This is a genomic window from Afipia felis ATCC 53690, assembly GCF_000314735.2.
GTDB lineage: Bacteria > Pseudomonadota > Alphaproteobacteria > Rhizobiales > Xanthobacteraceae > Afipia > Afipia felis.
Genome location: NZ_KB375270.1, coordinates 3,777,976 through 3,793,233, shown reverse-complemented (window position 1 = coordinate 3,793,233; position 15,258 = coordinate 3,777,976). Strand labels below are relative to the sequence as shown.

Sequence of the window (15,258 nt, the reverse complement as noted above, 5' to 3'; positions counted from 1 at the left end):
CGCCGTAGCGAGCGAGCGGCCGGCGACGACTAACTCAACATTGCGGTGCCCCCGATAAGATGCGGCCGCGGGGATTACTCAGAATGCCACTGCGGTAATTACGATTTACGAAGCTCAATAAAGGCTACAACTCAATCTCAATTCCGTTGATGATGAGGCATGTCCAGACCGACAAGATATCATGAAGCACCGTCCTCCTCTCAACCGACTATTGGTCCATCAAGTTCGAGATTTGTGCATTCGTATTAACAGCAAGGTCGGTAGTTTCGATGTTTGAAGATAAGAAAACCTGGCTTACGGAAGCTGAGGCAACCCTCAACAGCCTAATCATAGGTTGGAGGCCGACCAGCGCCGAACTGACGGGCGCACCAACTATCGATAACTGGTCCGTTGTGGAGGCGTCGGACAATACAATCCGTCTTATGGGCAAAGTCACCGGTCACCCTAATCCCAATGTGGGCCGCAGCCCCTTAACCAGGACGAGTATCCTACTTTGGCTCGCAGAAGATTTAGGCTGGGCGCGGACCGCAAGTCGTTACTATTTTCTGGGCGAACCCGAAGCGCTCCACCGAGTTCATCTTTTACAGGCTAAACGAGCCAAAATTGCCTTGCGAGCTGGCGCGTGGCTAGAGGGTGAGCGCAATTGGCTTGAAAGTTGACTTGCGATGGAAAAGCCGATCGTCGCGGTACTATGAGTTATTATTCGGGCGGGCCACAGAAAGAAGAGCAAATAGCTCCGGCACCGCCAACATCAGAACAGCGGAAAGGCTCAAACCCTTTTCCAAACAAGCCGAATTCGTCCGATGATGCGGTACTCTGCAATAAGGGAATCGACGGCCAGGTTTTCGGTGGAGCTTACCAACCAGACTGAATGAGCCTTAGTTGATCGGCACGCCAATAGCCGATTTTCAACTTGGGCAATGAACAGACCGCCATCGATAAGCTTCTGATCTTGCAAATCGACAAGAACCTGATCTGAGGGACCAATAAGGCCGCCTAAATCTACGGTTTCGCGCGTCAAAACTCCTAAGTCGGTCTTATTTTCCAAACCATCTAAAAGTGACATAGGCACCAAGACGAGCTCGTCTTGGACGCGCTCAAGTATGATCTTCTTCCGGATACCGATCTTCGGTGCCAACCGAGAGACGAGTGTTGTCTTTGCCCTCCACCCTTCGTTAGGCATACCTCTCCCCGTCACAAGCCACTCCAAATTGAAGCCCGTAATGTCACTTATGGACGACAAGGTAGCAATAGAGGCTTTGCGGGGCGTCCGGCCGCCGAGAATATCGTGAAGCCACTGCCGAGAGATCCCTACTCTTCTCGAAAAATCAGTAACACTCTCATTTCCAAGGACAATTTTAACGCGATCGCCAATCTCCTTGGCTTGTCGCATATCAAACTGCTGGTCGACTTTGTGAGACGGCATTGGCCTGTGCGGTGAGAGTGTTTGACGGGGCTACGAATTTAGCCTCAATTGTCTTCTATAAACGACACTGATTCTCGGTGGCTGCATTGAATCCTTCATTTGTCGCCGGAGACGTCAAGCATGTTGCGACTAAACAACGAGTGCCGATGGCGATGCGAATCGTTCCGATCTCAGATCTCCACCTCGAGCGGCATAAACTCGAGGAGATTCCAGCGCTCGTGGAATCCTTTGATGTACTGATATGCGCTGGAGATCTTTGGGAGGGACAACCGGAGCAGGCCGTTCAAAGTGTGGTTGCCCTTGCTCAAGGCAGGCCCGCAATTATCGTTCCGGGAAACCACGATCTCTATTCGGCCGGTCCAGAAGATACCCACACCATCACCGACTTCCTTAAACGCCTTCGTGACGAAGCTGAACGTCAGAATGCTCGGGCGCATAAGGACATCGTGATGGTGTTGAGTGCGGACGATCCGGTCTGCCAACTCGAGCAGGCTCGATTCATCGGAGTTACGCTTTGGACGGATTGGGCTCAGGCGAGCCGTTGGGTACCGAAAGAATCTACCCCGCGCCATGAGTTGTGCGCCGCGGAGGCCCGCGCTATGGCCGGACATTGGCGTAGTGGTGCGCGCGAATACCGAGCTATCAGAACCTCAAGTGGTTTGTGGACACCCTACGATGCAGTTGCAGAACATGCTCGTGAGAAGGCTCTTTTGCTTGACGAATTAGTCTCCTACCACCATGGGCCAACTATCGTAATCACCCATCATCCCCCACTCCCCGATTGCGCTGATGTCTATCGCGGCCTGGGGGTCCCATGGTGGGCACCTGCCTTCTACGGTTCAGAACTTCTTCCCGTTCTGCCTGAAGACCTTCGGCCGGACATCTGGGTTTTTGGTCACGTACATGCTGCATTTGACGTCCGGTGCGGCAAGACACGAGCAATCGCCAATCCATTCGAGGGAGGGCAGTTCAATTCCCAATTAGTGATCGAACTTTGATGCCCTCTGCAGAAGCTGATGGGAGATAGCAGATCGAGATGAGTCCAAACTCCTGGGACCTACCCAGCAGACTGAGGCGATCCGAGTCGCGCGATTAAGCGGAGAAGAAGATGGCGGAGCTTGGCAATCCCCGACTGCCACAAGCCCAAATCTTTCCTGCGGAGGGTGCTCTAAGGTTAAGACAAAAGAGGATGATGTGCTGCTTTGGATAATGTCCGATTTGCATCTGGAATTGACGCGCGGTTGGGATCTACCGATTGGTGAGGCACGACCAGATCACGATGTCATGATAATCGCCGGCGATTTAATACCGCGGATGGAAAGGGGAATAGCGTGGCTAACTGAACGCTTCACGGACAAACCTATCATCTACGTTCCTGGAAATCATGAATTTTATGGTCACGACATCGACAGGACCGTGGAGAAAGCACGTAAAGCAGCAAATGGCACAAATGTGCGGATCCTCCAAAATGATGCTGTTGTGATCGACCGCATACTTTTCGTGGGCGCCACGCTTTGGACCGATTTCGCTCTGTTCGATAACCGTGACTATGCCATGAAGTGCGCTGGCGAAATCATGAACGACTACCGTAAGATTCGTAAGCAGCGACATGAGTTACGTCTACGTCCAGCGGATACACTCGCTCGACATATAGAAACACGCAACTTCATCTCTACAGCCGCGCGGGATTACCAAGCAGACCGCACTGTCATTGTTACGCATCACGGATGTCTAAGAGAAACAGTCAAAGCTGGTTCCGAGAACGACCTCCTATCGGCCGCATATGCCAGCGACTGCTCAGATCTCGTGGAGCAGGTTGACCTTTGGATCTACGGCCATACGCACGAGAGCCGCGACTTCACCAAAGGCCGCACCCGCATCGTGAGCAACGCTAAGGGTTATGGCCCCTGGAATCCCGGTCAGAAGAGCGAGAATCAGTATTTCGATCCGAAATACGTTCTCGAGATATAAAAGCGCGGAGAAAGGAATGTTGCAGATTACCATTGAAATTTGGCCTGGCGGAGACAAAACGCGGGCACGCGTGCTCGCAACTTCGAGCGTCGCCAATCTCAGCGATCTTGCAGATGTAAGTGATTATGCGGTGAGGGTATCGGAAGGGTACAACCACATAACTAACTCTGCACCTTATTCACTGTGCGGGAAAATTTTCCAACACGATCGCAAGTCATCGGTGTGGGCGCTCGTCGCAAAAATCGCTACTTTGGCAACAGAAGAGGCAGCCAAAGCGGGACGGTAATTACTCTTTCACCCAGCCATCTCTTTATATCTATTGATCGACAAAACAACTCGTGCACAATGCGCATCATTGCCACATGTCTCAGCGGCATCAAGGCACCGGGTAATGACAAAACGCCCTAGGCCGCCCGCACGTTGCTCAAAAATTTTCTTACCTCCTCCCTGAGCCGGACACTCTCCTGCGAAAGAGTTTTGGCTGCAGACAAGACTTGTGCTGACGCCGTGCCTGTTTCGGTAGCGCCGGAGCTTACGTTATAGATGCTTGAGCTAACTTCAGACGTAGCGAGCGCAGCCTGCTGGATGTTCGACGAGATTTCCCGTGTTACCGTACCCTGTTCTTGCACAGCCGATGCAACAGCAAAGGTAATTTCAGACATCTTCCTGATGGTCGAGCTGATTTGGGCGATAGACTCAACGGAGTAGCTTGTTGCATCCTGGATGGAGCTAACCTGTTGGGCGATTTCCGTTGTTGCATTGGCGGTCTGCGAGGCAAGCTCCTTAACTTCGGCCGCTACGACGGCGAAACCGCGACCTGCTTCACCGGCGCGTGCAGCCTCTATAGTTGCATTCAATGCGAGCAGATTGGTTTGACTCGCGATTGCATTGATAAGGTCGATAACTTCACTGATGCGGGCGGCCGCTCTGGACAGTTTTTTAATCCGCTCGTCTGTCTCGACCGCCTGGCTGACACCAACACTCGAGATTTGGGTCGACATCTCGACTTGTCGAGTAATTTCTGCAACTGAAGCGCTCATCTCCTCTGCCGCCGAAGCGATCGAAGAGACATTCTGAGATGCCAACTCGGACGAACTAGCTACTACTTTGGACAGATCCTGGGTCGAACCTGCAGTTTGGGTCAGTGAATGGGCCGAGGCTTCCAATTCGACGGAGGCTGAAGAAACCGCGTCAAGGATGGCTCCTGTTGCCGCATCGAATGCATCTGCGACCTGCTCCATTTCCTTTTTTCGGACGGCAGCGCGGGCAGCTTCTTCTCGGCTGGCCACTTCCTGCTTATCCATGGCCTCCTGCCGGGCTTGGTCGCAAATCACTCCGATCGTCTTAGCCATTGCGCCTATTTCATCACGCCGGCCGATCCCAGAAATTTCACTGTTCAGATCGCCCTGTGCCATTTTCGCCATGGTAGCATTTAGACCCGAAAGAGGACGAACAATGCCGCCGATAACATATGCAACGGCAAGGATACCGAGGAGGATAGCGACCGACGAGACCGCTACAATGACGACCCACGCCATTTTATACGTCGAGTTCGCCTCGTCGGCGGCACGCCTCGCACCCTGGTCATGCAGCTCTATATTTTTATCAAGCACGTCGATAGCCTCACTAAAGCTATGGAGCGCTTTCGCACCGTAAGCATCTGAAGCGTCCTGAATCAGGCCGGTGCTTCCCCGAGACGACATACTGTAAGGATCGAAGGCATCATCGACCATCTTCATGATCGCGAGCTGAGTGCCTTTATATTCATCCCACTTGTTTACGAACTGCGTCCATAGCCGGCGTTCATCCGGCGATGTCGCTTGCTTGCCATACGCGGTGAAAAATTGGGCCATCTCTTCAGCCTGCGCATCGAGGAGCTTACCCAAATCATCGCGAACGGCATTATCGGAAGCCATAATGCGGCGCGCACCATTAAGACGATATCGCGTAATCATGTATTTGATCTGGCCAAGCGTCCGCTCTGAAGGGAGCCACCTCGTGGCAATATCAACGGTTTTTTCGTTGACGCTTTCCAGTTTCGAAACGGACAAAAAGCTAAGGCAACCCAGCATCAATACGAGCAACGACACGATTGCGATAAGTGAATTCTTGATGGTGAAGCGCACAGTACCCTCCCCAAATGATGAATCGAGTGTGGCACCGGATTCTTAATTACGGACTCGCGAAGCGTTGATAGACCTCGTTCCAATCCACGGTTTTTCAAAAAGGACTTTCAAGTAATTTCATTAAATCGTCTTTTGACGCTCTCGCTATGATTGAAAGACCCTAGAGATCCGTTCTTCACTTCTATATTTTTCTCACAGATAACAAAGAAATGCCTAGCAAACCCTATCACGACGCCTGCGGTGGACTTCCTGCACAAACCGAATTGATGACTGGGCGAGCCGTTTTTACGAGCGCTTATGCCGTTATTCCGAAAGGCGTTATGCGTGACATCGTCACGAGCGCGCTACCCTTTTGGAATAACACCCGCCTTTGGATTTTATCACGCCCAATGTCAGGGTTCTCCGAGACCTTCTCTCAATATCTGATGGAGGTTGGACCGAGCGGCGGAAGCGAAAATCCCGACCTCGATCGAGACGGAGAAAGCATCATTTTCGTCGTGGATGGCGGCGTCGAGATCACCTTAGACGGACAGACCCATAAACTCGGCCCGGGCGGCTATGCCTATTTGCCCCCTGGGACCCATTGGAAATTGCTTAATCCGCGCTCAAGCAACACCCGTTTCCATTGGATCCGGAAACGATACGAAGCAGTGACTGGCCTCGAAGTGCCTCCCGCTTTTTTCACTACCGAACAGGAGACGATGACGATCGCCATGCCAGGCTGCAACGGCACTTGGGCCACCACGCGGTTTGTATCGCCTGATGACCTCAGGCATGACATGCACGTCAATATCGTCACGTTGCAGCCTGGCGCGAGCATCCCATTTGAGGAAACCCACGTCATGGAACACGGACTCTTCGTCCTTCAAGGGAAGGCCGTGTATCGCCTTAATCGAGACTGGGTCGAAGTAGAGGCTGGTGATTTCATGTGGCTGCGGGCATTCTGCCCCCAGGCTTGCTATGCTGGCGGCCCCGGCCCCTTCCGGTACCTGCTCTATAAGGACGTCAATCGACATATGAGGCTCGGTCGCTGATGTCTCGAACCATTTACGCAAAGCCCCTCACGCGGGAGGGATTCGCGCCGTTCGGCGACGTCATCGACAAGTCGGGAGTGGACGAGCGGATTCCGATTAACAATGGACATGCCAGACGCCTCCCTCCGCTTGGCGAAGCAGTGTCACACGGTCCAGGTTCAAAGGTCGCCATCAGCATTGTAGAGGGCTACCCCTACTACTGCCCGTTAAGGCTCGAACTCGTCGAACGTCATCCTCTGGGGAGCCAAGCATTCATTCCGCTATCACCGCAACCATTTTTGGTTATTGTCTGCCGCGACGAAGCTGGCGTTCCCGGCACTCCGCAAGCCTTCATCACGTCGCCCTACCAGGGCGTAAACTACCATCACAATGTCTGGCATGGAGTCCTAACTCCTCTCGATAGGCCTCAGGACTTCCTCATCATAGATCGGCTGGGTGAGGGCTCCAACCTCGAGGAGTATAAGTTCGATTGCCCCTGGGAAATAGAACTTCCGCCAACAGCATAGCGCTTGCCCGCTTAAGCCCGGTTCTTTCGTTCACGCAGCTCGCCGAACACTTTGGCAGACGGCGCTCCTTCCATGCCGAGCTGCCTCGCAAGCGAAGGCTCATCGGCCCGCAAGAACACGTTCTGGCGTTTTTCATCGCCGAGCCGAACCGGCAACGTCGGTTTGCCGGCCGCCCTGACCTGATCAACCTGCTCGGCGCGTCGCCGTAAGTCCAAGTTGTCAGGATCGATTGATAAGGCGAACTTCGCATTAGACTGGGTGTACTCGTGGCCGCAGTAGACCCAATAGTCATCTGGTAACGCGCGCACCTTGAGCAACGAGGCCCACATCATGGCGGGGTCACCTTCCAGGACGCGGCCACAGCCCAACGAAAAGAGCAAATCCGCAGCGAAGATCAGCTTCTGATTATCAAAAACATAAGTGACATGATCCAGCGTGTGACCGGGCGTTGCCATCACGCGCGCCGTCAAATTTCCAAGATAGATAGTGTTTCCATCCACGACGCGTCTGTCGACATTCGCGATCGCGTGTCCACCCTGGTCATGCGGCGCGATAACACCACACTTGTAGCGCGCCTTTAGTTCATCAACGCCACCGACATGGTCTTCGTGATGATGCGTGATGAGGATCGTGGAAAGCGACCAGCCTTCCTTCTCGAGCGCCTCTATGATCGACCCAGCCTCCGGCGCGTCGATCGCGACAGTCGTATTCGTGCTGTCGTCGTGTATCAGGCATCCAAAATTGTCCGATAGACATGAAAACATCTTCACATGCGTGTCCATGATCTTACTTCCTGTCATATTGAAGAGCGTTTTGGAGAAACAATTCGTGGCATGGACGCCACTTCGTCGCGATCAAAGTGCTATTTCTGAACCGAAAACACCTAGTCGGCGTCCCGCTTCCAATTTGCAAGCACTGCACGCTCTCTGTCTGTCATCGATGTCACGTTATTGGGTGGCATCACACCGGCAATTACTGCCTGCAGCTTAATTGCATCGTACTCGCGGGCAATATTTTCAGGGGTATCAAGCAAGACCGCCTTTGGAGCGATCTGTATTCCATCCCAGACCGGCTCAGATGCGTGACACATCGAGCAACGCGTGGTCACCACTTCCACCACTTCCGGAGGTGCAGAAACGTGCCGATGAGGTGACGACGTCCCTGTTGTCAATGCACCCAGCTTCCATCCTTCGCCCTTCAACCACTCTCGGCCACTCGGAGATGCCGCCATTGCCAGCCAAAACATACACCAGAGAAGAATCGCCGCTACGGCCCAGGCCCACCACGGTGACTTTCCGTGGTCCGCGTGCCGGACATTGTAGAAATAGCGGATCAGTGCGCTGGATACGATGATCATCAGGACGCTTGGCGGGATAATAGCAGGGTTGGAATATAGGATTGGATAATGGTTCGACATCATCAACAATACGACCGCGAGGGTCAGGTAATTATTGTGGGTCGAGCGCTGTTTTGCCTGAAGACCGTATTTGGAATCCGGCGTTTCTCCAGCCATTAGCGTTGCGATAACTTTGCGCTGGTTCGGAATAATGATCAGGAAGACGTTCCCTGCCATCCAAGTTGCCAATAGTGCGCCGGTATGGACGAGCGCGCCGCGGCCGCTGAATACGCAGGTGTACCCGTACGCTACCGCAACGGAAAACGCCAAGCTAACAAAAGCGAGGCGAATTTCGCTTCGTCCAATCCATGATTTGCAGATGAGGTCGTAGACGATCCAGCCCCCGGCAAGCGAAGCAATACCAATCGCCGACGCTTGGATACCCGTGATGGCAGCCACGTCTGGATCGACGAGGTAAAGGCTGGCCTGGGCATAGTAGATCCAGACAAGCAGGAAAAAGCCTGAGATCCACGTCGTATAAGCCTGCCATTTGTGCCAGGTAAGTTCGAGCGGCATTCCCTCCGGCGCGAACATGAACTTCTTCATTTCGTAGAAGCCGCCGCCGTGGACCTGCCAATCCACGCCGCCCTTTCCAGGCGGAATCGACGCCAGCGGCTTTAGACTAGCGTCCAGATGCATGAAGAAGAACGATGCGCCGATCCAAGCCATCGCCGCAATAATGTGCAGCCACCGGAACAGCAAACTCCCCCACTCCAAGACATAAGCCATCATCGCATCGCCCCCTATACTCGGATGCAACATAATGGGCGCGGGCGCGCGAAACCTTCGTGTAATTCAGCAAGATTTTCGGAAATATTCGAAAAATACCCACCTCGTTTTCCATTATGCACGCAGGCGGTCTTGCACCCGCAACATGGCGATACGGTCGACTTGCCGAAGAGCCTCCTGGAATTCCGTGTCTAGGTCATTGGAGACACGTTTTCGGAAGCTTTCGATAATGCTTTGCTTATCTAGGCCCTTGACTGCGATGATAAAGGGAAAACCAAACTTCGACTGATAAGCGTTGTTCAGCTGCGTGAACTCCTGGTGTTCCGCCGCTGTCAGTTGATCTAAGCCAGCACCCGATTGTTCCTTCTTGGAATCACTCGTAAGCTCCCCAGCAAGCGTGAGGCGTCCCGCGAGATCAGGATGCGCGTTAAGCAGCCGTCGCTTCTGGTCTGTACTAAGTCCCCACATGACTCGACTTAACGCACCATGCAGCCCCCCCGGCGTTACATGCGCAGCCGTGATCCCTCTCTCGAAAGCGACTGATGCGATTTCGGGTGTATGCTCATAGACATCTCCGAAACGCTCAAGAAACAGCGCCCGCGATAGACGATCTGGTCGCGTTCCATTTGCGGGCGGATGATTTTCTATCCAATGCCGAGCGATATCGACACGACGGGCAAACCATACGTTTTCGTGCTGCATAACGTAATCGATAAACCGCCGCAGAGAAGCGACGCGGCCGGGTCGTCCAACCAGCCGACAATGCAACCCGATAGACATCATCTTCGGAGCCGTCTCACCCTCCCGGTAGAGGGTGTCGAAGCTATCAACGAGATAGTTATAGAACTGGTCGCCCGCGTTAAAACCTTGCGGCGTGGCGAACCTCATATCATTGGCATCTAGGGTGTAAGGCACCATCAATTGAGCCGACTCAGGCCCTTCAACCCAATACGGCAGATCGTCGGCGTAGGAGTCAGCAGAATAAAGGAAACTGCCGTCCTTCATAACGATGTCGAGGGTGTGTTCGGAACACCTGCCGAGATACCAACCAAGAGGCCTTTGCCCCGTGATTTTTTTATGAAGTTCACACGCAAATTTGAAGTGTTCCTTTTCCTCTGCGAGGCTGACATCCTTGTAATCGATCCATTTGTAGCCATGGCACGCAATTTCCCATCCCGCTTCGAGGCATGCGGAAACAACTGTCGGGTTGCGAGCGAGTGCGGTGGTTACTCCGAACACGGTGACGGGAATATTGTGGCCAGCAAACAGTTTATGCAGCCGCCAAAACCCGGCACGAGAACCATATTCGTAGATGGATTCCATATTCATATGCCGGCGACCCGACCAAGGCTGGGCGCCGACAATTTCAGAAAGAAACGCTTCCGAGGCAGCATCGCCGTGGAGGATGCAATTTTCGCCGCCCTCCTCATAGTTGACAACAAACTGGACCGCTATGCGGGCCTTTCCTGGCCAATTCACCACTGGTTGGTTGGCGCCATAGCCGATCAAATCGCGGGGGTAACGTTCTTTCGTGGGCATGGAGAACCTTGAGAAAATTCTGAAAGTGCCTTGTTACACCGAATTATCCTTCGCGATTTTACGAAAGACTTTTCGATTGAATGACGGGATCGCGTTGTTTTTTTCTAAAGCGAGCCCATTATGGTTGGAGAACAGCAACATCAAACGCAGGGATTCACATGACCGCAGCAGGTCGCCTGACGACACACGTTCTAGACACGTCAAACGGGACACCCGCCGCGAATATGGGCGTTTCGCTCTTTCGCATCACAAGCTCCGACCGTGAGTTTTTGACTACGGTTCGTACGAACGGAGACGGCCGATGTGATAGCCCGCTCCTTTCGGGCCCCAAGATGGCTGAAGGTTGCTACGAGCTCCTTTTCAACTACGGTGAATATCTCCAGAGAACCTCCGCGCTAGGCGAGGCTCTCTTTCTCGAAGAAATCCCCGTTCGATTTCAGATTACGGATACATCGCGCCATTACCATGTGCCGCTTTTAGTCGCTCCCTTCGGCTACAGCACTTACCGAGGGAGCTAATTGTCTTTCCCTTCTACCTAGGCGGCAAGGCACCAATGTCCGCTGAAGCTTTCTTGACCTGCTCGACGGCAGTCAAAATCGCTTCAGCGGTTGCCGGCGCACGCAACGGCGGTTGGATCTTGTGATCACCAACTGAGCTAATCGCATCGCAGATAGCCAACCAGACCGAAAACGGCAGAAGCAACGGCGGTTCGCCCACCGCCTTCGAGCGGAAAATGCTATCTACGGCACTTTCATTCCGGAATAAGCGGGTGTGGAATTCGGTCGGCACGTCGTTCGCGGTCGGAATCTTGTAGGTGCTTGGTGCATGTGTCAGCAACGCACCTGTCTTCGGATGCCAGACTAGTTCTTCGTTGGTTAGCCAGCCCATGCCTTGGACGAATGCGCCTTCCACCTGACCCACATCAATCGCCGGATTCAGCGACTTTCCTGCATCATGGAGGATATCTGCACGGAGCAGCATCCATTCACCGGTCAACGTATCGATCAGCACCTCGCTAACGGCTGCGCCGTACGCAAAATAATAAAACGGCCTGCCCGACATCGTCGCGGGATCCCAATGTAATCCCGGCGTCGTATAGAAACCGTCCGACCAAAGCTGGATGCGAGCGCGATAAGCCAGCATTACGAATTCGCCAAATGGCAACTCCTGATCACCCGCATAGACCATATCGTTCTGGAGCATTACGTCTTCGATCGAGCATCCGAAATGATCAACTGCAAACTGCAACAGGCGGTTTCGGATTTGCCGCGCTGCGTCTTGGGCGGCTTTTCCGTTGAGATCGGCACCGGTGGAAGCCGCCGTTGCTGAGGTGTTTGCTACTTTTTGTGTGTCGGTTGCCGTACACCGTACGTTTTTGACATCGACCCCAAGCTCTTGGGCCACGACCTGTGCAACCTTGGTATTCAAACCCTGGCCCATTTCCGTCCCGCCATGGTTTACGAGTACGGAACCGTCCATATAGACGTGGACAAGGGCACCAGCCTGATTGAAGTGAGTGACATTGAACGAGATGCCGAACTTCACCGGACTAAAAGCCAATCCTTTCTTGAGAATCGGACTCGTCCTGTTGAATTCCGCAGTTGTCTTTCGTCGTGCGCGGTAGTTACTCGACTCTAGGAGGTCATCAGACAGCTGATGAATAACATTGTCCGTGACCGCCTGCTGATAAGGGGTCACATTATTGCGACCAATACCGTAAAAATTGACTTTCCGAACATCGATCGCATCCCGGCCGAGATGGCGAGCTATTTTGTCGATGATGATTTCCATCGCCAAGGCCCCCTGCGGGCCGCCGAATCCGCGGAATGCGGTGTTGCTTTGCGTATTTGTCTTTGCACAAAACCCCTTGATCAGGACGTGCGGTAGCCAATAAGCATTGTCAAAATGACATAGCGCGCGCGTCATCACCGGCGCCGAAAGATCTGCGGAGAATCCGGCATTGGTAATCATGTCGATCTGCGCCGCCAGGATTCGGCCCTCGTCATCGAATCCAACGCTGTAATCATATTCAAAGCCGTGGCGACGACCGGTCACCATGAAGTCGTCGTCCCGATCGTACCGCAACTTGACCGGACTGTTGAGTTTGTTGGCGCAAATGGCCGCGACGGACGCGGGTAACGCGGACTGGCTTTCCTTGCCGCCGAAACCACCGCCCATGCGTCGACATTCGACATGGACTTTGTTGGCAGAAATGCCGAGCGAGTGGCTTATCACCAGCTGCATTTCAGTCGGATGCTGCGTGGAGGACCACACCTTAATGCCGCCGTCGTCGGCAGGTGAAGCATAAGCGATCTGGCCTTCGAGATAGAATTGCTCCTGTCCGCCGACGCTAATTACCCCGTCAAGGCGGTGCTTGGCCCTACCCAGTTCGCTCTCAGCGTCACCTCTGCTTAATTTCATCGGCGGAACAACATACTGGCCCAGCCGATGTGCATCACGCGCTGTCAGAACGGGCTCCGACGGTGTGATAGTGATGGCTTTTCGCGCAAGGAACGCCGCCCTGCGTGCCGCATTCCGTGTGGTCGCGATCGCGACAAACACAGGCTGTCCAAGATACTGGACCTGGTCGGCGGCGAGAATGGGGTCATCGTGCAGGATCGGCCCACAATCATTGACGCCAGGAATATCCGAGGCAAGTACGATATCGACCACGCCAGGCATGGATTTTAGCATTGCAAGGTCAATGCTATCGATCTTCCCAGCGGCAACCGGGGACAATCCCAAGGCCGCGTGCAAAGTGCCCTGCAATTCGGGGATATCGTCCGTGTAATTCGCCCTTCCGCTAACGTGGAGTCTTGCTGACTCGTGCGACTGCCCGGCCCCTACCTGCACCCAAGCGACATCTTTCATGCGCAGTGGCTTCTGGAGTATCTGATCCATCATGCGCTCCTATCGCTGATCCAAGACGGCGAACACTGTCGTTTGCTCAACCGGAAGGGGCGCCAAGCCGCTGCCGCTTCGGGTTTCAAGCCAAAACCGCTCAAACAGACCTAAAACAATAGACCAGCGATAATTGTCAGTCGCCCGCAGGTCGGTCAGTGGTTTAAAATCAGATTTGACCGCGTTTTGAATGCTCCTGAGGGTCCGTTCGGTCCAAAGCTGACCGATGGCCGCAGCCTCCGCAGCAGCAGCCCTCTTGGCTATCGCCGCCATACCCCCGAAGACGAAGCATGCTGTCTTGATCTTTTTTCGCTCGTCCAACTCAATCGAGAAAGCGCCGCAAACGGCAGAAATATCGGAGTCAAAGCGTTTCGACACTTTATAAGCTCGCATCGTTATTTCCCGATCGGGAATGGGAATACGGACAGAGGCTATGAATTCACCCACCCGAAGATCATTCTTCATATAGTCCAGATAAAAGTCCTGCAGGTCCATCTCTCGCAGGTCATCGCCCCGCCGCAACTGGACCTGCGCGCCAAGCGCTATAAGAACTGGCGGCCCATCACCTATCGGCGAACCATTGGCCAGATTGCCGACCAGCGTGCCTGCGTGCCGAACGGGGGGTGATGCAAATCGCCGCCAAAGGTCGCGTAGCTGGGGCCAGCGACTGGCGATGGAGCGCCAAGCATCTTCCAGACGCACCGCCGCTCCGATGATCAAGAATCCATCACGCTCTTCAATCGCCTTTAGCTCTTGGACTTCTCCAATGTAAATGAGGTCTCCAACATCCCGCATCTGTTTGTTGACCCATAATCCGATATCGGTTGCGCCTGCCAAAAGCCTTGCCTCGGGGTGGGCAAGCCGAACGTCTGCAAATTCGGCGACCGTTCGCGGCGCCCAATATTTCTTGGCTCCTGCGACCGAAATCGGCGTGGACGCCGCCCTGATGGATTGCAGCGCATCCACAACCGGCTTCGTATTCAATCGCCTTGGTGGAAGTTCGAACATTCGTTGGCCGGCATCGAGGATGGGACGATAACCAGTGCACCGACACAGATTTCCGGCACAATCGTCAGCCAGTTGAGCCCTTGAAGGGACTGTTTTCGTTTCAGCATACCGCTCATAAGCCGCCGTGAGCGACATGATGAAGCCTGGCGTGCAGAATCCACATTGAGAACCGTGGCAATTCACCATGGCCTCCTGAACGGGATGTAGATGACTTAAGCCTCGTGGAGATCCCGATTCCAGTCCAAACGTTTCCACGTCCTCGACAGTGAATAATGCGCAGCCGTCAAGCGTCGGAAGAAATTTAATGCAGGCGTTTACGGGTCGAATAATCAAGCCACCAACGACGTTGCGCCTGAGAGACTCGTTCGCATTTTGCGGGTCAAATAGTTCACAAGCCAGAACAGTGCAGGCACCGCAATCACCCTCCGCACATCCCTCCTTAGTACCGGTACAGTGAGCACTCTCACGAAGCCACTCAAGGACGGTTGCCGTCGGATTCTCGTTGGCCACCTCATGAATCCGCCCGCGAAAATAAAAACGTATGCGGTCGAGAGCCTGTAGCGATTCTTGCTTCTGCATTGGTTTATTCATTGTTATCCTGGTCTGGTCCTATCCCAATCGA

14 protein-coding genes are annotated in these 15,258 nt (G+C 53.8%); 7 read left to right on the top strand and 7 right to left on the bottom strand.

The window, feature by feature from the left end; all coding sequences use genetic code 11:
* Positions 1–269 precede the first annotated feature (269 nt).
* Positions 270–659 (top strand): DUF6634 family protein, encoded by a 390-nt coding sequence (locus HMPREF9697_RS21755; RefSeq protein ID WP_002718705.1) that lies wholly within the window; start codon positions 270–272, stop codon positions 657–659.
* Between the two features lie 110 nt (positions 660–769).
* Here HMPREF9697_RS21755 and HMPREF9697_RS18115 read toward each other — a convergent pair whose 3' ends face one another.
* Positions 770–1,426, bottom strand: coding sequence for a helix-turn-helix domain-containing protein (locus HMPREF9697_RS18115; RefSeq protein ID WP_002718704.1), 657 nt, complete (start codon positions 1,424–1,426; stop codon positions 770–772).
* A 77-nt stretch (positions 1,427–1,503) separates the two neighbouring features.
* Between HMPREF9697_RS18115 and HMPREF9697_RS20635 the strand changes: the two genes are divergently transcribed.
* The 3 genes from HMPREF9697_RS20635 (at position 1,504) to HMPREF9697_RS21095 (ending at position 3,683) form a co-directional block, all read left to right on the top strand.
* Positions 1,504–2,424 (top strand): metallophosphoesterase, encoded by a 921-nt coding sequence (locus HMPREF9697_RS20635; RefSeq protein ID WP_147293869.1) that lies wholly within the window; start codon positions 1,504–1,506, stop codon positions 2,422–2,424.
* A 211-nt stretch (positions 2,425–2,635) separates the two neighbouring features.
* Positions 2,636–3,397 (top strand): metallophosphoesterase, encoded by a 762-nt coding sequence (locus HMPREF9697_RS18105; RefSeq protein WP_244600263.1) that lies wholly within the window; start codon positions 2,636–2,638, stop codon positions 3,395–3,397.
* 16 nt (positions 3,398–3,413) lie between these two features.
* Positions 3,414–3,683: a hypothetical protein gene (locus HMPREF9697_RS21095; RefSeq protein ID WP_002718701.1), complete on the top strand. Its 270-nt coding sequence runs from the start codon at positions 3,414–3,416 to the stop codon at positions 3,681–3,683.
* Positions 3,684–3,801: 118 nt separating this feature from the next.
* On the opposite strand, the gene HMPREF9697_RS18100 is transcribed toward HMPREF9697_RS21095, so the two are convergent.
* Positions 3,802–5,523: a methyl-accepting chemotaxis protein gene (locus tag HMPREF9697_RS18100; RefSeq protein WP_002718700.1), complete on the bottom strand. Its 1,722-nt coding sequence runs from the start codon at positions 5,521–5,523 to the stop codon at positions 3,802–3,804.
* Positions 5,524–5,732: 209 nt separating this feature from the next.
* Here HMPREF9697_RS18100 and HMPREF9697_RS18095 point away from each other — a divergent pair, with 209 nt between their 5' ends.
* Entirely contained in the window at positions 5,733–6,557 is an 825-nt protein-coding gene (locus HMPREF9697_RS18095; protein ID WP_002718699.1) for a bifunctional allantoicase/(S)-ureidoglycine aminohydrolase, read from the top strand.
* Positions 6,557–7,063 (top strand): ureidoglycolate lyase, encoded by a 507-nt coding sequence (locus HMPREF9697_RS18090; protein WP_002718698.1) that lies wholly within the window; start codon positions 6,557–6,559, stop codon positions 7,061–7,063. Before HMPREF9697_RS18095 ends, HMPREF9697_RS18090 begins: the two co-directional genes overlap by 1 nt.
* A gap of 11 nt (positions 7,064–7,074) precedes the next feature.
* On the opposite strand, the gene gloB is transcribed toward HMPREF9697_RS18090, so the two are convergent.
* The 3 genes from gloB to puuE form a co-directional block, all read right to left on the bottom strand.
* Positions 7,075–7,845, bottom strand: coding sequence for a hydroxyacylglutathione hydrolase (gloB, locus tag HMPREF9697_RS18085; protein WP_002718697.1), 771 nt, complete (start codon positions 7,843–7,845; stop codon positions 7,075–7,077).
* A gap of 101 nt (positions 7,846–7,946) precedes the next feature.
* Positions 7,947–9,191: a urate hydroxylase PuuD gene (locus HMPREF9697_RS18080; protein WP_002718696.1), complete on the bottom strand. Its 1,245-nt coding sequence runs from the start codon at positions 9,189–9,191 to the stop codon at positions 7,947–7,949.
* Positions 9,192–9,302: 111 nt separating this feature from the next.
* The gene (puuE, locus tag HMPREF9697_RS18075) at positions 9,303–10,727 is read right to left on the bottom strand and encodes an allantoinase PuuE (protein ID WP_002718695.1); all 1,425 of its coding nucleotides are present in this window, start codon (positions 10,725–10,727) and stop codon (positions 9,303–9,305) included.
* A gap of 158 nt (positions 10,728–10,885) precedes the next feature.
* Here puuE and uraH point away from each other — a divergent pair, with 158 nt between their 5' ends.
* Positions 10,886–11,245 (top strand): hydroxyisourate hydrolase, encoded by a 360-nt coding sequence (gene uraH / locus HMPREF9697_RS18070; protein ID WP_002718694.1) that lies wholly within the window; start codon positions 10,886–10,888, stop codon positions 11,243–11,245.
* A 13-nt stretch (positions 11,246–11,258) separates the two neighbouring features.
* Here the strand turns inward: uraH and xdhB are convergent, their stop codons facing one another.
* Both xdhB and xdhA read right to left on the bottom strand, forming a co-directional pair.
* Positions 11,259–13,631: a xanthine dehydrogenase molybdopterin binding subunit gene (xdhB, locus tag HMPREF9697_RS18065; RefSeq protein WP_115622206.1), complete on the bottom strand. Its 2,373-nt coding sequence runs from the start codon at positions 13,629–13,631 to the stop codon at positions 11,259–11,261.
* A 6-nt stretch (positions 13,632–13,637) separates the two neighbouring features.
* Complete coding sequence (xdhA, locus tag HMPREF9697_RS18060) at positions 13,638–15,227, bottom strand: xanthine dehydrogenase small subunit (protein ID WP_002718692.1); 1,590 nt, start codon at positions 15,225–15,227, stop codon at positions 13,638–13,640.
* Positions 15,228–15,258: the final 31 nt, after the last annotated feature.